At 74.2% G+C, this 16,928-nt stretch carries 15 protein-coding genes, 1 tRNA gene and 1 pseudogene; 7 read left to right on the forward strand and 10 right to left on the reverse strand.

All coding sequences use genetic code 11. From position 1 onward, the window contains the following. Positions 1-123 precede the first annotated feature (123 nt). Positions 124-651: an NUDIX hydrolase gene (locus E4P41_RS18170; protein ID WP_135142661.1), complete on the reverse strand. Its 528-nt coding sequence runs from the start codon at positions 649-651 to the stop codon at positions 124-126. A 145-nt stretch (positions 652-796) separates the two neighbouring features. On the opposite strand from E4P41_RS18170, the gene E4P41_RS18175 reads away from it, so the two are divergent. Further along, entirely contained in the window at positions 797-1,591 is a 795-nt protein-coding gene (locus E4P41_RS18175; protein ID WP_135142662.1) for an SGNH/GDSL hydrolase family protein, read from the forward strand. Positions 1,592-1,653: 62 nt separating this feature from the next. On the opposite strand, the gene E4P41_RS18180 is transcribed toward E4P41_RS18175, so the two are convergent. Next, the gene (locus E4P41_RS18180; RefSeq protein WP_135142663.1) at positions 1,654-3,600 is read right to left on the reverse strand and encodes an EAL domain-containing protein; all 1,947 of its coding nucleotides are present in this window, start codon (positions 3,598-3,600) and stop codon (positions 1,654-1,656) included. 216 nt (positions 3,601-3,816) lie between these two features. Between E4P41_RS18180 and E4P41_RS18185 the strand changes: the two genes are divergently transcribed. Further along, a complete protein-coding gene (locus tag E4P41_RS18185) occupies positions 3,817-4,857 on the forward strand; it encodes an LLM class flavin-dependent oxidoreductase (protein WP_209307788.1) in 1,041 nt (346 codons plus the stop codon). A gap of 319 nt (positions 4,858-5,176) precedes the next feature. On the opposite strand, the gene E4P41_RS18190 is transcribed toward E4P41_RS18185, so the two are convergent. Next, positions 5,177-5,249: transfer RNA gene (locus E4P41_RS18190), tRNA-Arg, on the reverse strand. A gap of 239 nt (positions 5,250-5,488) precedes the next feature. On the opposite strand from E4P41_RS18190, the gene E4P41_RS18195 reads away from it, so the two are divergent. The 3 genes from E4P41_RS18195 to E4P41_RS18205 all read left to right on the forward strand — a co-directional run bounded on the left by E4P41_RS18195 (position 5,489) and on the right by E4P41_RS18205 (position 8,397). Then, a complete protein-coding gene (locus tag E4P41_RS18195; RefSeq protein ID WP_135142664.1) occupies positions 5,489-6,001 on the forward strand; it encodes a single-stranded DNA-binding protein in 513 nt (170 codons plus the stop codon). A gap of 103 nt (positions 6,002-6,104) precedes the next feature. After that, on the forward strand, positions 6,105-7,775 hold the full coding sequence (ettA, locus tag E4P41_RS18200) for an energy-dependent translational throttle protein EttA (RefSeq protein ID WP_135142665.1): 1,671 nt from the start codon (positions 6,105-6,107) through the stop codon (positions 7,773-7,775). 205 nt (positions 7,776-7,980) lie between these two features. Then, a complete protein-coding gene (locus tag E4P41_RS18205; RefSeq protein WP_167761167.1) occupies positions 7,981-8,397 on the forward strand; it encodes a thioesterase family protein in 417 nt (138 codons plus the stop codon). 23 nt (positions 8,398-8,420) lie between these two features. Here E4P41_RS18205 and E4P41_RS18210 read toward each other — a convergent pair whose 3' ends face one another. The 7 genes from E4P41_RS18210 to E4P41_RS18240 all read right to left on the reverse strand — a co-directional run bounded on the left by E4P41_RS18210 (position 8,421) and on the right by E4P41_RS18240 (position 15,733). Further along, positions 8,421-8,861: a YccF domain-containing protein gene (locus tag E4P41_RS18210; protein ID WP_135142666.1), complete on the reverse strand. Its 441-nt coding sequence runs from the start codon at positions 8,859-8,861 to the stop codon at positions 8,421-8,423. Between the two features lie 307 nt (positions 8,862-9,168). Continuing rightward, complete coding sequence (locus tag E4P41_RS18215; RefSeq protein WP_135142667.1) at positions 9,169-9,768, reverse strand: biotin transporter BioY; 600 nt, start codon at positions 9,766-9,768, stop codon at positions 9,169-9,171. A gap of 145 nt (positions 9,769-9,913) precedes the next feature. Further along, positions 9,914-11,494, reverse strand: a complete 1,581-nt coding sequence (locus E4P41_RS18220) for a glycoside hydrolase family 13 protein (RefSeq protein WP_135142668.1) — start codon at positions 11,492-11,494, stop codon at positions 9,914-9,916. A gap of 71 nt (positions 11,495-11,565) precedes the next feature. Next, positions 11,566-12,000, reverse strand: coding sequence for a globin (locus E4P41_RS18225; protein ID WP_135142669.1), 435 nt, complete (start codon positions 11,998-12,000; stop codon positions 11,566-11,568). Beyond that, positions 11,997-13,310 carry an MFS transporter gene (locus E4P41_RS18230; protein WP_135142670.1) on the reverse strand — a complete coding sequence of 438 codons (1,314 nt, stop codon included), beginning with the start codon at positions 13,308-13,310 and terminating at the stop codon, positions 11,997-11,999. The genes E4P41_RS18225 and E4P41_RS18230 overlap by 4 nt, the downstream gene beginning before the upstream one ends. Beyond that, entirely contained in the window at positions 13,307-13,552 is a 246-nt protein-coding gene (locus tag E4P41_RS18235) for a hypothetical protein (protein WP_135142671.1), read from the reverse strand. Before E4P41_RS18235 ends, E4P41_RS18230 begins: the two co-directional genes overlap by 4 nt. Positions 13,553-13,648: 96 nt before the next feature. Beyond that, a complete protein-coding gene (locus tag E4P41_RS18240) occupies positions 13,649-15,733 on the reverse strand; it encodes a prolyl oligopeptidase family serine peptidase (RefSeq protein WP_245177463.1) in 2,085 nt (694 codons plus the stop codon). A 227-nt stretch (positions 15,734-15,960) separates the two neighbouring features. On the opposite strand from E4P41_RS18240, the gene E4P41_RS18245 reads away from it, so the two are divergent. Next, positions 15,961-16,497, forward strand: a complete 537-nt coding sequence (locus tag E4P41_RS18245) for an HNH endonuclease (RefSeq protein ID WP_135142673.1) — start codon at positions 15,961-15,963, stop codon at positions 16,495-16,497. A gap of 100 nt (positions 16,498-16,597) precedes the next feature. After that, positions 16,598-16,928: pseudogene (locus tag E4P41_RS18250) on the forward strand (hypothetical protein); the annotation flags it as partial.

Raw genomic sequence — 16,928 nt, forward strand, 5'->3', positions numbered from 1 at the left:
CACCGCCCACACGCACGCGCACACAACCCCAACGTCAAGATCAGCTCGACCGGACACCGGCGAGCCGATCACCCCTACCCAAGAACGCTCCAAGCCCGACTTGACTTCGACCTCATAGGTTGGTCAGGTCCGGTCGAGCAGGAGCAGGCCGTAGGCGGCCAGGCTGGGGCCGTCGGTGAAGCGGCCGCCGCGGACCATCGCCCGCAGCTCGTCCTCGGCCACGAAGGCGTGCCGCATGTCGGCCTCGGTGGCCTCCCGCGCGGTGGGGCCGGGGGTCAGGTCGGTGGCCAGCCACACGTCGAACTCCTGGGTGGACAGCCCCGGCGCGAGGTCCAGGTGCCCGAGGTGGCGCAACGACCCGGCGCGCAGGCCGGTCTTCTCCGCCAGTTCCGCGCGCGCCAGCTCCTCGGGGCTGCCGTCGGAACCCGCCGTCCAGGTGCCCTGCGGGAACTCCCAGGCCCGCCGCCCGACCGGGTAGCGGAACTGCTCGACCAGCCAGAAGCCGTCGCGCTCCTGCGGCAGCACCAGCGCGAAGTGCGGCTTCTCCACCACGCTGTAGACGCCCCCGCTGCCGTCGGCGCGCTCGACCCGGTCCTCCCGCACCCGGATCCACGGGTTGCGGTAGACCTCCCTGCTGCCCGTCGTCCGCACGCGGCCATCCTGCAGGAACAAGGACCCCGTCCTCCCCGCCCTTCGCAAGCTCGGGGCGGTGCCCTGGCCGGGGTCGGGGGAGGGGAGGGTGGTCCTTTCTCAAGGCGGGCGGCCGTGTGCTCGGTCACCGTGCTGGAGTGGAGGCGTGCAGCTCGGACCCTCCCGCACCACCTGGCGCCGCTACGTCGCCCTCGGCGACTCCTTCACCGAGGGGTTGGCCGACGCCGACCCGCAGCGCCCGGGGGAGTACCGCGGCTGGGCCGACCGGCTGGCCGAGCACCTGGCCGCCGCGGCCGACGGCGAGGTCGAGTACGCCAACCTGGCCATCCGCGGGCGGCTGCTCGGGCAGGTGCTCACCGAGCAGGTGCCGGTCGCGCTGGCCGCCGAACCGAACCTCGTCAGCCTGGTCGCCGGCGGCAACGACCTGCTGCGGCCCGGTGCCGACCCCGACCGGCTGGCCGCCGAGCTGGAGGACGCCGTCGTCCGCTTCCGGGCCGCCGGTGCCGACGTGCTGCTGGCGACCGGGGTGGACCCGCGGCAGACGCCGATCATCCGGCGCACCCGTGGACGGGTCGCGGTGTTCAACGCCTCGCTGTGGTCGATCGCGGCCCGGCACGGCGCCGTCGTCCTCGACCAGTGGGGCGCGGGCTGGATCCAGGACTGGCGGATGTGGGACGGCGACCGCATCCACCTCACCGCCGAGGGCCACCGGCGGACGGCGCTGGCGGCCGCGACCGCGCTGGGCCTGCTGGTGGACGACGACTGGCGCACCCCGCTGCCGCCGCAGCCACCCCGCGCGCTGCGGGCGGCCCTGGCCGAGGAGGCGGCGTGGGTCCGCGGCTTCGTCGCGCCGTGGATCGCCCGGCGGCTGCGCGGCCGCTCCTCAGGGGACGGCCGCGCCGCCAAGCGCCCGGTGCCGCTGGCGCTGCCGCGCGCCTGAAGAAGGGCCCCCTGCCCCACCTCGCAGGCTCGGGGCGGGACCCTGCAGGGGGCCATCCTCCTTCAGTCCGCGTCGAGGCGGCCGTCCTCGGTGGGCAGGTCCTCGGCGCCGAGCTCCTCCACGCTCGTCGTCCGGGTCGCCGGCGGCTCGGGAGCGGGCTCCGCGGCCGGTTGGGTCTCGTACTCGAGCTCGTCCACCACCATCGCGTGCTCGGCAGCCAGGACGTCCTCGACGGTGACCGTGCCGGGGGGCAGCGTGCCGGTCAGGTCGACGTCCCCGGTGCTCGGCACGTGGTTGGGCAGCGGCGCCGGCCGGCCGAAGGCGTAGCCCTGGGCCATCGCGCAGCCGTGCTCGCGCAGCCAGTCGGCCTGGTCGAGGTCCTCGATGCCCTCGGCGATGACCTGCAGGCCCATGCCCAGGCCCAGCTGCACCAGGCCCTGCACGAGCGCCGCGGTGGAGGGCTCGGTGACCACGTCGGCGACGAACGAGCGGTCGATCTTGACCGTGTGGATCGGCAGCCGGTGCAGCGCGGTGATCGCCGAGTAGCCGGTGCCGAAGTCGTCCAGCGCGAGCGTCACGCCGGCGTCGGTCACCTCCGACACCGCCTGGAGCGTTGCCTCGGCGGCGAAGAGCGCGGTCGACTCGGTGATCTCCAGCTCCAGCCGCTCCGGAGGCAGCCCCGACTCGGCCAGCGCGTCGGCGACCAGGTCGGCGAAGCCGGGCTCGGCGAGGTGGCGGGCGGAGATGTTGACGTGCACGCGCAGCCCGGCCGGCCAGCCGGCGGCGTCGAAGCAGGCCTGGCGCAGCACCCAGGCGCCCAGCCGGGAGGTCAGCCGGTTGTCCTCGGCGGCGGCCATGAACGCCCCCGGCGGCAGCAGCCCGCGGCTGGGGTGCTGCCAGCGGATGAGCGCCTCGTAGCCGAGCAGCGTCTCGTCGGCCAGCGACACGATCGGCTGGTAGAACAGCCGCAGCTCGTCGCCCTCCAGCGCGTGGCGCAGGTCGGCCTCCAACTGCAGCTGGTCGACCTCGCTCTCGCTCAGCCCGCCGTCGTGCACCTCGATGCGGGCGCGGCTGCCGTCGGCCTTGGCGCGGGTCAGCGCGCTGTGCGCCTGGCGGAGCAGGTCGTCGGGGGCGACGTCGGACCCGAGGGTCAGGCCCACGCTCGCCGACAGCACGATCTCGCGCTGACCGATGAGGAACGGGTCGTCGAGCACCGACAACAGCCGGTCGGCCAGCGCCCGCAGCCCCTCCAGGTCCTCGACGTCCTCGGCCAGGATGAGGAACTCGTCGGCCCCCAGCCGGACGGCGGTGTCCTCCACCCGCGTGCTCCACCGCAGCCGGTCGGCCACCTGGATGAGCAGCTGGTCGCCGGCCTCGTTCCCGAGGACGTCGTTGACCGCCTGGAACCGGTCGAGGTTGAGCTGCACCAGGCCGACCTGCAGGCCGCGCCGGCGGGAGAGGGCGAGGGCGTGGTTGAGCCGGTCGCCGAGCGCGCGCCGGTTGGGCAGGCCGGTCAGCGGGTCGGTGAAGGCACGTCGGACCAGGTCCTCCTCGGCGCGGCGGCGGTCGGTGACGTCGACCAGCGAGAGGACGACGAACTGCGGCGTCCCCGCGCTGGTGTGGACGACCTCGTGCGACTGGGTGGCCCAGAGCTCGACGCCGTCCGCCCGCCGGAGTCGCCGCTCGCCGTCCACGTGCAGCCACGGGTCCAGCGGGCCGTCGGCCCGGTCGGGGACCGGGGCCTCGTCGAGGTGCGCGAGCAGGTCGATGTGCCGGCCCACCAGGTCCTCGGGCGTGCGGCCGGTCATGGCGCAGAGGGCGTCGTTGACGACGAGGAAGTGGCCGCCGAGGTCGACGAGGGCCTTGGGTATCGGCGCGGCGAGGAACAGGGCACGGAAGAGCTGGCCGCGGTCGGCCAGCAGGGTGTCGATCGCGCGGAGCCTCGAGCCGGCGGCGGCGCCGGGGGTCCCCGTCGGGGGGCGCGACAGGTCGGGGGCGCTCAGGTTCACCCCGACAGGGTGCGGGACGGGAGCCGTCGAGCGAGGGAACCCGCGGGCGGAGAGTCGTGGTTAGCTGGTCACAGAAAGTAATTCGGTGCGTACGGTGAGGCAGGTGTGGTGGGTGGGGCGGCGCCGGGGTCGCCGCCGGGGTGACGCCGGACCCCTCGGGAACACGCGCGTGATTCCTGGTGCTCGGAGGCAGCAGACGGACGAGAGGTGAGGGTGATGGAGAAGCGGATCGGATTCCTGTCCTTCGGGCACTGGCAGCCGATCCCCGGCTCGCAGGTGCGGACCGGGCGGGACGCGCTCGTGCAGACCGTGGAGCTGGCCGTCGCGGCCGAGGAGCTGGGGCTCGACGGCGCCTACGTGCGGGTGCACCACTTCGCCCGGCAGCTGGCCTCGCCGTTCCCGCTGCTGGCCGCGATCGCGGCGCGCACCAGCCGGATCGAGGTCGGCACCGGCGTCATCGACCTGCGCTACGAGAACCCGCTCTACATGGCCGAGGAGGCGGCGGCGACCGATCTGCTCGGCGACGGCCGGCTGCAGCTCGGCGTCAGCCGAGGGTCGCCGGAGACGGCGCTGCGCGGCTCGGAGGCATTCGGCTACGTGCCGCCGGAGGGCTCGTCGGACGCCGATCTCGCCCGGGAGAAGGCCGCGCTGTTCATGGCGGCGATCAGCGGCCGGCCGGTCGTCGACGCCGATCCGCGGATGACCGGCGGCATGCCCGGCAAGCTGGCCGTCCAGCCGCAGTCGCCCGGCCTGGCCGAGCGCATCTGGTGGGGCGCCGGCACCCGGGCGACCGGGGAGTGGGCCGCGCGCCAGGGCGTGAACCTGATGAGCTCCACGCTGCTCAGCGAGGACACCGGCGTGCCCTTCGACGAGCTGCAGGCCGACCAGATCGCCCGCTACCGGGCGGCCTGGGGCGAGGCCGGCTGGGAGCGGATGCCGCGGGTGTCGGTGAGCCGCAGCGTCCTGCCGATCACCACCGACCTCGACCGGCAGTACTTCGGCGAGCGCTCCGGTGAGGACCAGGTCGGCCTGCTCGAGGGCGTGCGCGCCCGGTTCGGCAAGAACTACGTGGGCGAGCCCGACCAGCTCGCCGAGGAGCTGGCCAAGGACGCCGCCGTCCGCGAGGCGGACACGCTGCTGCTCACGGTGCCCAACATGCTCGGCGTCGAGTACAACGCCCGGCTGCTGGAGACCATCGCCCGCCACGTGGCCCCGGCGATCGGCTGGGTCCCGCCGGCCGAGCGGCGCGCCGGCTGATCACCGGCGAGTTCTGCGACACCACGCCGTCCGCGACCCGGCACACCGAACCGGTGGGGCGTTGCGGACCCGGCACTCCCGCCGTGGACCACCAGCCGAGGCCGGAGCGTGACCGGCGAACGCGCAGTTCGTGGCGATGGGCGCGGACCGCCGCGGTCGTACAGGATCAGCGTCCAGGCGTCGTAGGAGTGCCGAGACTAGCTAGGTGAATCAGGCATGCAGCCGGTCTCCCTGGTGCAACGCTGTGGGATGTCCGCCTATGGGTTCCGGCGATGCTGGGCGGGCGCGCTGCCCAACGGCACGAGGTCCAGGGGTGCGGCGCGCCCGGCAGGGATCGAACCTGCGACCGGCCGCTTAGAAGGCGGCTGCTCTATCCGCTGAGCTACGGGCGCTCGGGCACCGATCATCGCACCTCGGCGGTGCAGGGTGGGTCGGCCTGCGAGGGTCGACGTCGTCACGCGGCGAGTCCAACGCCGGGTGGTGACACTCCCGCCCGTCCCGTCCACAGGGCGCGAGGCCGTCCACAGATCGCCGTCCCGGCGTCCGCACCGCGCTGAGGCGGCCCAGGGTCCTCGATGCACCGGCACCGCGCCGGACCCGCCGACCCGGCGGAGAGACCCTGAGGAGCACCGTGAGCGCAACCAAGATCACCGTCATCGGCAACGTCGTCAACTCACCCAGCCGAGTCCGGCTGCAGAACGGCAGCGTCACCAACTTCCGCATGGCGGCCAACGAGCGCTGGTTCGACAGTGCGGCGCAGGCGTTCGTCGACGGCGCGAGCTTCTTCGTGGACGTCGAGTGCTGGGGCGAACTGGGCGGGCACGTGTCCCAGAGCATCAGCAAGGGCGATCCCGTCATCGTCGTGGGCAACATGCGCACGCACGAGTGGGAATCCGACCAGGGCCGTCGGAGCCGGCCGCAGATCAAGGCGGAGGCGGTCGGGCCGAACCTCGCCAAGGGCACGGCGGACTTCGCCCGGGTTCAGCGTGCCCAGGCCGCTGCGCCCGCGGAGGACACCGCACCCGCGGGCGCGGACCTTGGTTCCGTGGACGACCTCGTGCGCGGCCGGGACTACGACGACGCCCCCGAGACGTTGCACCAGTCGGACACCCCCGACCTCGCCAGGGAGCCCGCGCACGTCTAGTCGCCCGGGCTGGGAGGATCGGAGGGGAGAACGCACACGGGGGCGGGCCGGCATCGGCCGGCCCGCCCGCCACTCGCGAACCGACGGAAGGCCTCGAAGCCCAGTGGCTCAGTACATCTACACGATGGTGCGTGCGCGCAAGGCGCACGGCGACAAGGTGATCCTGGACGACGTCACCCTGTCGTTCCTCCCCGGCGCCAAGATCGGCGTCGTCGGCCCGAACGGCGCCGGCAAGTCCACCGTCCTCAAGATCATGGCCGGCCTGGAGCAGCCCTCCAACGGCGACGCGACCCTGGCACCCGAGGCCGGCGTCGGCATCCTGCTGCAGGAGCCACCGCTCAACGAGGAGCTCGACGTGCGGGGCAACGTGGAAGAGGCGGTCAAGCCCCTCCGCGATGCGCTGACCCGCTTCGAGGAGGTCAGCGCGGCGATGGGCGAGCCCGACGCCGACTTCGACTCGCTGCTCGCCGAGCAGGGCGAGCTCATGGAGATCATCGAGAACGCCGACGGTTGGGAGCTCGACGCCCGCATCGAGCAGGCTATGGACGCGCTGCGCTGCCCGCCCGGCGACGCCGACGTCACCGTCCTCTCCGGTGGTGAGCGCCGTCGCGTGGCGCTGTGCAAGCTGCTGCTCGAGGCGCCCGACCTGCTGCTGCTCGACGAGCCCACCAACCACCTCGACGCCGAGAGCGTCGCCTGGCTGGAGCAGCACCTGGAGAAGTACGCCGGCACCGTCGTGGCCGTCACCCACGACCGGTACTTCCTCGACAACGTGGCGCAGTGGATCCTCGAGCTCGACCGCGGCCGCGCCTACCCCTACGAAGGCAACTACTCCACCTACCTGGAGACCAAGGCCGCCCGGCTCAAGGTCGAGGGCGCCAAGGACGCCAAGCGGCAGAAGCGGCTGGCCGAGGAGCTGGAGTGGGTGCGGTCGGGCGCCAAGGCGCGCCAGGCCAAGAGCAAGGCCCGCCTGCAGCGCTACGAGGAAATGGCGGCCGAGGCCGAGAAGTACCGCAAGCTGGACTTCGAGGAGATCCAGATCCCGCCGGGCCCGCGGCTGGGCAACGTGGTCGTCGAGACCAGCGACCTCACCAAGGGCTTCGGCGACCGGGTGCTCATCGACGACCTGTCCTTCACGCTGCCGCGCAACGGCATCGTCGGGGTCGTCGGCCCCAACGGCGCCGGCAAGACCACGCTGTTCAAGATGCTGGTCGGCGAGGAGAAGCCGGACGACGGCGAGATCAAGGTCGGTGAGACCGTCAAGGTCTCCTACGTCGAGCAGAACCGCGCCGGCATCGACCCCAAGAAGACGCTGTGGGACGTTGTCTCCGACGGGCTCGACCACATCAAGGTCGGCAACGTCGAGATGCCCTCGCGGGCCTACGTCGCCGCCTTCGGCTTCAAAGGTCCGGACCAGCAGAAGCCGGCCGGCGTGCTGTCCGGTGGTGAGCGCAACCGCCTCAACCTCGCCTTGACCCTCAAGCAGGGCGGCAACCTGCTGCTGCTCGACGAGCCGACCAACGACCTGGACGTCGAGACGCTGACCAGCCTGGAGTCCGCGCTGCTGGACTTCCCCGGCTGCGCCGTCGTGGTCAGCCACGACCGGTGGTTCCTCGACCGGGTGGCGACGCACATCCTCGCCTACGAGGGCGACTCGAAGTGGTTCTGGTTCGAGGGCAACTTCGCCGACTACGAGAAGAACAAGGTCGAGCGGCTCGGTCCGGAGGCGGCGCGCCCCCACCGGGCGACCTACCGCAAGCTGACCCGCGACTGAGGCCCCGTCCCGAGGCTCGCGCCGAGCTTGCCAGGCGTGAGGAGGACGGGGTCCTTCAACTGCCCCCCACGCCTCGCGACCTCGCCGGTTCCAGTGCGTGACCCACGGCCGGCCGGAGCGTTCGCTCCGGCCGGCCGTCGCCGTCTGTGGCGAGGCTCGCCGGCCGGCGAGCCGCCCGCGGACCGGATGCGGCAGGGTGGTCCCTGTGAGGCACACCGTGCAGGTCCCCATGCGCTGGTCGGACATGGACGCCTACGGCCACGTCAACAACGTGGTCTTCCTGGCCTACTTCGAGATGGCCCGCGTCGACCTGTTCTTCGACCGCGCCTCGCTGGAGGAGCAGACCGGCCTGCGCCGCGGCACGGTCGTCGCCGCCCACGACATCCAGTACAAGCGGCCGGTGGTCTACTCGCGGGACCCGCTGGCCGTGCAGATCTGGGTGTCCGGCGTCCGCGCCGCCGCCTTCACCTGCCACTACGAGCTCTTCGACCACGGGCAGCGGGCGGTCACCGGGAGCACGCTCCTGGTGCCGTTCGACTTCGGCATCGACCGGCCCCGCCGGCTGACCCCCGACGAGAAGGCGTTCCTCGCCCGCTACGCCGACGAGCAGCCCGCTGCCTGAGCCTCCGCCGGCGCCGCGGCGCCTCAGCGGACCGGCGCGGGCTGCACCACGCCGCTGCCGGCGTGCAGCCAGTCGCGCGGCGCGGTGGTGTCCACGACCCGCTTGCCGAGCGGGAACAGCCCGACCGCGGCGAGCTTGAACGAGGCGATCCCGAACGGGATGCCGATGATCGTCAGGCAGAAGCCGATGCCGCTGATGATGTGGATCAGGGCCAGCCACCAGCCGGCGACGAGGAACCACAGGAGGTTGCCCACGGCCGAGGCCGCCCCGGCGCCCGGGGCGCGCACCGTCGTCCGCCCGAACGGCCACACCACGAAGCCGGCGAGCCGGAACGCGGCGATGCCGAACGGGATCGTGACGATCAGCAGGCAGGCGATGAGGCCCGCAAGCGCGTAGGCGAGAGCCAGCAGCCAGCCCTGGAGGACCAGCCACACCAGGTTCAGCAGCGTCCTGAGCGTGTCCACACCTGTTTCACGGGCAGGGCGACCGCCCGGTTCCCCCGGACACGTGCGGCGTCCACCACGGTGCGTGGAGCACGAGCCTCCGGGAGCCGCCCGGCACGGCGGGCAGCGCCTCCTGCCGGTCGTCCGGCTCGCGGGCGTCGAGCGCCTCGCAGGTCCCACAGCTCCAACTCCAGCGCCTCCGCCACTGTCCGGCCCGGGGCCGGCTGGTCGGTGGTTACAGCGACGGAATCGACCGGCCCGGGTGGCACGAACGGCTCGGGCCCCGCTCCGGTGGAGGAGCGGGGCCCGACGACGCGGTCGAGGACCGTCAGCTGCGGCGGCGCGCCAGCTGCCAGGCGGTGCCGAGCACACCCGCGGCCACCGCAGCCTTGACGATGCCGCCCAGGATGAACGGATAGAAGCCGGCGTCGAGTGCTTGGCTCGCCGACATCCCGGCGGAGACCGCCAGCCACGGCACGCCGACGGCGAAGATGACCGCCTGGCCGGCGATGAACAGCGGCACGGACTTCAGGGGATTGCGGTCGGCGCCGTGCTTCGCGGCCAGCCCGATCAGGTAGGCGGCCGGGATGAAGCCGACCACGTAGCCGCCGGTCGCGCCGAAGACGACGTCCACCCCGCCACTGGCCTCGGAGTAGAACGGCAGCCCGACCAGCGCCGACAGGATGTAGAAGACCTGCACCGCCACGCCGCGACCCGGACCCAGCGCGGCCGCGGTCAGCACCACCGCGAGCGTCTGCCCGGTGATCGGCACCGGCGAGCCGGGCACCGGCACCGACACCTGCGCCAGCAACGCCGTGAGGAGCACACCGGCCGCCACGAGGACGACGTTCCGCGCCCGGACGTCCGGTACCAGGTCAGCGAGGACGAGGGGGCGCGACGGCAGCGCGGGCGTGGAAGCGGTGGCCACGGAACCTCCTGGAACGGCTGGTCGGCGCCCGAACCCGATCGCGGCGCCGCGGATCACCGGAGAGTCTGCACTACCGGCCGCGCCGGTCCGCCCGGCGGTGGGTCGGACGGGCGGTGCGACCCAAGGCCGCCGGAGCCTGCGCCGGTCAGGCGCGCAGCCACACCGCCGTGTCCGCCGGTACGGTGCCGCCGACCACGTCGGCGCTGGCCAGCAGGACCTCGCCCTCCGGCAGGGGGACGGCGCGCCCGGAGACGTTGAGCAGGCAGACCAGCCCGCCGGGACGGCGGAACGCCAGGCATCCCTCGGGCGCGGGCAGCCACTCCAGCGACTCCCCGCTGAAGGTCGGCGACGTGCGCCGCAGCGCGAGCGCGGCTCGGTACAGCGACAGCATCGAACCGGGGGCGCCCGCCTGGGCCTCCGCCGTCAGTGCACCCCAGCCTCCGGGCATCGGCAGCCAGGTGGCGGCGTGCGTGGAGAACCCGTAGCAGGGGCCGTCGCCGGACCACGGCACGGGGATGCGGCAGGCGTCGCGGCCCCGCTCGGTGCGCCCGGACCGCTCCCAGATCGGGTCCTGCAGCACCTCGTCGGGCAGGTCGACGTCGGGCATGCCGAGCTCGTCGCCGTTGTAGAGGTAGGCCGCTCCCGGGAGGGCCAGCTGCAGCAGCGCCGCGGCCCGCGCCCGCCGGGTGCCGAGCTCGCCGTCGCCGTAGCGGGTGACGTGCCGCGGGCGGTCGTGGTTGGAGAGCACCCAGCAGGCCGGCGCCGGCGTCCCGGCCACGGTGGCCAGCGAGTGGACGACGGCGTCGCGCAGCTCGTCGACGCCCCAGTCGGCGGTCAGCAGCTTGAAGTTGAACGCCAGCTGCAGCTCGTCGGCGCGCAAATACCGGGCCAGCCGGTCGTCGTCGGACACCCACACCTCGCCGACGGCCATCCGCCCGGGGTACTCGTCGAGCACGGCACGGATCCGTCGGTGCACGTCGTGCACGGCGTCCTGGTCGAACCGGTGGTCGCCGGGGCCGTGGTCGTCGAGCAGCCCGGTGTCCTCCATCGGCAGCATGTCGGGCAGCCCCTCGGCCTTGGCCATGCCGTGCGCGACGTCGATGCGGAAGCCGTCGACCCCGCGGTCCAGCCAGAACCGCATCGTCGTCTCGAGGTCGGCGAGCACCTCGGGGTTGGTGAAGTCCAGGTCGGGCTGCTCAGGCGCGAAGATGTGCAGGTACCACTGCCCGTCGTCCACCCGGCTCCAGGCCGGCCCGCCGAACACCGAGGGCCAGTTGTTCGGCGGTTCGGCGCCGTCCGGGCCGCGGCCGTCGCGGAACAGGTAGCGCGCCCGCTCGGGGGACCCGGGCCCCGCGGCCAGCGCCTCCTGGAACCAGGCGTGCCGGTCGGAGGTGTGGTTGGGCACCAGGTCGACGGTCACGCGGATGCCGAGCGCGTGCGCCTCGGCCAGCAGCGCGTCGAACCCGGCCAGGTCGCCGAAGACCGGCTCGACGTCGCGCGGGTCGGCGACGTCGTAGCCGTGGTCGGCCATCGGCGAGGGGTAGAACGGCGTGATCCACAGCGCGTCGACCCCGAGCGCGGCCAGGTGCGGCAGGCGCGCGCGGATGCCGGCCAGGTCGCCGACGCCGTCACCGTTCCCGTCGGCGAAGCTGCGGATGTAGATCTGGTAGAAGACCGCGTCGCGCCACCAGTCGACGTCGGTGCGGCGGGCAGTGTCCGGGCTCACCGGTAGAAGGATCTCGGCCTCCTCACCCCTCGCACGCTCGGGGTGAGGCCGGGGGACAGCCGCGACCTCTCTCACGCCGGACCCAAGGTTCCGCCTGCGTCGCCGGGCCAGCGGTTCTGCATGCTGCGGGCCGCCATCTCCAGGTACCCCCACAGCGTCGCGTCCTGCTCGGGGGTCAGCTCCAGGGAGTCGACGGCGCCGCGCATGTGGGTGAGCCACGCGTCGCGCTCGGCCGGGCCGATGGCGAACGGCGCGTGGCGCATGCGCAGCCGGGGGTGGCCGCGCTCCTGCGAGTAGGTCGTCGGCCCGCCCCAGTACTGCTCGAGGAACCCGCGCAGCCGGGACTCGGCACCCTCCCAGTCGTCCTGGGGATACAGCGGCGCGAGCACCGGGTCGGTGCGGACGCCGGCGTAGAAGCGGGCCACGAGCCGCTGGAAGGTCGGCGCCCCGCCGACCTCGTCGTAGAACGTCCGTGCCGACGGCAGGGACCGACCCGACTGGCTCATGCTCCCGATCGTCCCGCAGGGGGGCTGCCGGTTGCCACGTGACCCTGGGTACGTAGGTAGGCCAGCAGCGGCGGGACGACGGCCAGCAGCCCGAGCCCGCCGAGGAGAGCCACCACGCCGCCGGCCGGGATCCCCTCGGCGGCGGCGCCGGCGGCGAGCACGCCGATGCCCTGGACGCCGTACAGGCCGCTGACCGCGACCCCGAAGGCGCGGCCGCGGTAGGCCGGCGGCACCGCCTGCACGAAGGCGACGTTCAGCGGGATGGTCCAGGCCGCGCCCAGTCCGGCGACGAACATCAGCGCGACCACGAGCGCGTACGCCCCTCCGCCCGGTGCCCCCCACACGGTGACCAGGCCGGCGACCAGGATCGGGGCGAGCGAGAGCACGACCAGACCCGGCACCAGCTGCTCGCGGCGCTGCTGGGTGATGGCACGGGCGATGAGCAGTCCACCCACGGTGACACCTGCCGGGTTGGCCGCGAGGAGAACGCCGACCGCCGTGGCGCCCGCGCCGAGCTGGTCGACCAGCGGTGCGGCGATGCCCTCGGGCCCGTTGGCGAACAGGGTGCCCACCCAGGTGACCGCGATGATCGCGCGCAGCCGCGGCATCCGGGCGATGAGCCGCAGCCCGTCGCCGGCGTCGCGCCAGACCGAGCGGGGGCGATCGCCGGCCTCCCCGTCCGGGGCCGGACGGCGCTGCAGCCGGGCCCACAGCCACACTGCGGAGACCGCGAAGGTGGCCGCGTCGAACAGCAGCGCGACCGACGGGTGGAGCAGCGCCACGAGGGTGCCGCCGAGCACGAAGCCGAGGACCTGGGCCACCTGGGAGCCGACGTTGGTCAGGGACGTCGCCAGCGCGTACCGGTCGCCGTCGAGCACGTCGGCCATGAGCGCCGAGCGGGCGGACTCGAACGGCGGGCCGCACACCGCCACCACGAACAGCAGTCCGAGCAGCACCGGCAGCGGTGTCCCGGGGATCGCCATCCCGGCCACCAGCAGGGCGCGGGCGGCGTCGCTGGCGATGAGCACCCGGTGCCGGGGGAACCGGTCGGCCAGCGTCGACAGCAGGGGCCCGCCGAGCAGCCACGGCAGGTAGCTGATCGCGAAGGTGATCGCCGACAGCAGCGGCGAGTCGGTGCGCTGGTAGACCAGCACGGTCAGCGCGACGCGGGCCAGCTCGTCACCGATCGTCGACAGCAGGTAGGTGCCGAAGAGCGGCCGGAACTCCCGGACGCCGAACAGCTCGCGGAAGGTCGCCGGCCGCGGGGCCGCGCCGGCGGGACTCCCGCCCGCCGGCGCGCTGCCGCTCAGCGGACTCCCGCCGGCGCGCCGGCCGCGGTGCCCGGCCGCGGCAGCCGGGTGCGGAGACCCTCGGCGACGCAGCGGTCCTCGAGCCGCATGCGCAGCTCGCGGCCGACCCGCCCCCGGTCGGCGTCGGTGGGGCGGACCTGCAGGGACATGAGCGCGCCCTCGGAGGTGACCTGCTCGACGCGGAGAGGGTCGGGCGCGGCCCCGCCGTCGTCGGCGGCGATCACGGACGGTGAAGCGGTCATCACGGCGATACTCTCAGGTGCAGGAAGAGCAAGGCCCCTCGCCGGACGCCACGCCGGGCGTGGCGCGGGACACAGGACGGCTCCGCGACCGGCGGGTCAGCCGGTCGGCCCGGTGTGGGCGGCGAGGAAGGCGAGCTGGTCGGCGGCCAGGCCGACGGTCCGGCTGACCGCGCGGGCGCCGTGTCCCACCGACGTCTCGCGCCGCAGCAGCACCGGTGAGTCGGACGACGTCGCGTGTTGCAGCGCCGCGGCCAGCTTGCGGGCGTGCAGCGGGTCCACGCGGGTGTCGGACTCGAAGGTCGTGAACAGCACCGCCGGGTAGGCGGTCCCCTCGGCCACCCGGTGGTAGGGCGAGTAGCCGAGCAGCCAGCCGAGCTCGGTGGGGTCCTCGGCGGTGCCGTACTCGTCGTTCCAGGTGCGGCCCAGACCGAAGCGCTCGTAGCGAACCATGTCCAGCAGCGGCGCGCTGCAGACGACGGCGGCGACGAGGTCCGGGCGCTGGGTGAGCGTGGCCCCGACCAGCAGGCCGCCGTTGGAGCCGCCCATGACCGCCAGCTGCCCGTGCGTCGTCCACCCCTCGGCGACCAGGTGCTCCCCGGCCGCGGCGAAGTCGTCGAAGACGTTCTGCTTGCGCTCGCGCATGCCGGCGCGGTGCCACTCCTCGCCGTGCTCGGAGCCGCCGCGCAGGTTCGCCACCGCCCACACCCCGCCGGCCTCCACCCAGGCCAGGGCCTGCGCCGAGTAGGACGGGGTGAGGGCGACGTCGAAGCCGCCGTACCCGTACAGCACGGTGGGGCGCGGGCGGTCCGGCGCCCCGGCCTGCGAGATCACGAACAGGTGCACCGGCGTCCCGTCGGCCGAGGTCGCGTGCGTCTCGACGACCCGGACCTCGGGCACCTCGCCGGCGACCGGCGCCTGCTCCCAGCTCTCCAGCCGCGCGGGGTCGGCGGCGTCCCAGCGCAGCACCGACGGCGGGGTGGAGTGGTCGGTGAAGCCCACCCAGGCGGTGCCGCCACCCTCCGGCGGCGCGCTGACGGCGGAGACGCTGCCCGGTGGGAGAGCGGTCACGTCGGAGACCCGCCCGGTCCCGTCCGCGGCCCACACCGACAGCCGGTCGGTCGCATCCACCGAGTGCACCGCGAGCACCTGCAGGCCGCCGTCCGGACCGTCCACGAGGGCGACGTCGGTGAGCACGCCGTCCTCCTGCTCGGGGACGACGTCCCGCCAGGCGGCCGGCGCCCAGGTCGCGGGGTCGGCCGGATCGGCGACGGCGAGCCGCCAGCGCGGCGTGCCGCGGTCGGAGAGCAGCCACAGCCGGCCGTCGCGGGCCACCCAGGCGGCGGTCTGCGCGTCGACACCGACCTGCAGCTCGCGCAGGTTCGCCGGTCCGCCTTCCGGGGACATGGCGAGGTCGGCCAGCCAGACGTCGTCCCGCGGGGCGGTACCGACCGAGGCCGAGACCACCAGCCAGCGGCCGTCCCGGCTGGTCCGCACCCCGAAGTAGGTCGCCGGGTCGCTGCCCTCGCCGTGCACCAGGACGTCGCCGTCGGCGTCCGCGCCGACCCGGTGCCGCCAGACGCGGCGGTGGAACTGCTCCTCGCCGGCGGGTACCTGATCGGGCGCCAGCCGGCGGACGTAGAACAGCTCCTCGCCGCCGGGCAGCCAGGCGACGGGCGAGTAGCGGCAGCGGTCGACCGGCCCGTCGAGCTGCTTCCCGGTGGCGACGTCGAGCACGTACAGCCGCGACTCCTCGTCGCCGCCGGTGGAGAGCTGGTAGGCCAGCCGGTCGCCCTCCCAGGACGGCGACCAGGCGTCGAGGGTCGTGGTGCCCGAGGGGTCGACCGCCATCGGGTCGACCAGCACCCGCTCGCTGCCGTCGGGCTCGCGCACCCGCAGCACCGCGTGCTCCTGGCCGGGGTCGCGGCGGGTGGAGAAGGCGCGGCCGGCCCGCCAGACCGGGACGCCGACGGCGCCGGCGTGCACCAGCTCGGCCAGCCGCGCGGCGAAGCGGTCGCGCAGTGGCAGGGCGGCCAGCGCCTCGGCGGTCAGCTCGTCCTGGGCGGCGGTCCACGAGACCGTCCGCGGGTCGGCGGGGTCCTCCAGCCAGCGGTAGGGGTCGGCGACGGGGTGTCCGTGCAGGTGCTCGACCAGGTCGAGCCGGGGGGCCTCGGGGTAGCGCACGCGGTCCACGGTAGTGACGGGCGGGCAGCGGCCCGGTGGGTCTGCGGGGCGCCGGCGGTGCATCCCGGGAGCGCGGGAACGCCCTCGCAGGTCAGAATGGGGGCGCCCACGGGTCGCACAGCACCCGGCGCGCGGCCCCGGGCGCTCGGAGGTGCCCCGTGCCGCGTCCCGCGTCCCGGTCGCCCGCAGGCCAGCCAGGTCCGCGGCGTGACCCCAACCCCCGTCCGATGCCGCCTGTCCCGGCACGGTCCACCACTGCCGCGACCCTGCTGCTCAACGCGACCTACGAGCCGCTGTGCGTCGTCTCCAGCCGCCGCGCCATCGTGCTGGTGCTCGCCGAGAAGGCGGTCTCCGTGCACAGCGCGCCCGAGGAGGTGCACGCGGAGACGGTGTCCCTGCCGGTGCCGGTGGTGGTGCGCCTGACCCGCTACGTCCGCGTCCCGTACCCGGCGCAGGTGCCGCTCTCCCGGCGGGCGGTCTTCCACCGGGACGGCTCGACCTGCGTCTACTGCGGCAGCTCGGCGACCAGCATCGACCACGTGGTCCCGCGCAGCCGCGGCGGCACCCACACGTGGGACAACGTCGTGGCCGCGTGCCGGCGTTGCAACCACACCAAGGCCGACCGGTCGCTGGCCGAGCTGGGCTGGAAGCTGCCGCACCCGCCGCGCACCCCGAGCGGCGCGGCCTGGCGGCTGCTCGGCACGCGCACGGTCGACCCGCGCTGGCGCGAGTGGCTCGGCATGCCGGAGAGCGTGAGCGCGTGACGTCCCCGGCAACGGTCTGCGCCTCTTGCGGTCCTTCGCATGCTTCCGCGGTGCTGTACCACTACAGAAGCAGAGGGAACACCGCAAGAGGCGCGGGCGCATGACCTCGCCGGCCACGGCTCGGCGGCTGTGGGCGCTGGGCGAGCCCTACCACGCGCTCACCTACTTCGCCGACGAGTGCCGTTCGGCGGCCGAGGCCACCGGGCTGACCGGCTTCTGGTCCACGTACTTCGCGATGCGCGCCGCCCCGCTCGGGCCGGTGGGCCCGGCGGTCGTGACGGCGGCCTTCTACAACTTCGCGCCCGCGTTCGTCGCCCGCCGCGTGCCGCGGGTGTGGGAGGCCGCCGACCCGGCGACCGCGCTCGACGCCCGGCTGGCGGGCGTGGATGCCGAGAGGCGCGGCTGGTGGAGCAGTCCGAGCCGCTGCCCGG

The sequence above is a fragment of the Geodermatophilus sp. DF01-2 genome, assembly GCF_004571065.1.
Classification (GTDB): domain Bacteria; phylum Actinomycetota; class Actinomycetes; order Mycobacteriales; family Geodermatophilaceae; genus Geodermatophilus.

Bases quoted from the DNA above. Each gene is read 5' to 3' on its own strand.
- E4P41_RS18245 (WP_135142673.1), top strand. From the start codon at position 15,961: ATGCCGCCTGTCCCGGCACGGTCCACCACTGCCGCGACCCTGCTGCTC.
- E4P41_RS18235 (WP_135142671.1), bottom strand. From the start codon at position 13,552: ATGACCGCTTCACCGTCCGTGATCGCCGCCGACGACGGCGGGGCCGCG.
- E4P41_RS18185 (WP_209307788.1), top strand. From the start codon at position 3,817: ATGGAGAAGCGGATCGGATTCCTGTCCTTCGGGCACTGGCAGCCGATC.
- E4P41_RS18225 (WP_135142669.1), bottom strand. From the start codon at position 12,000: ATGAGCCAGTCGGGTCGGTCCCTGCCGTCGGCACGGACGTTCTACGAC.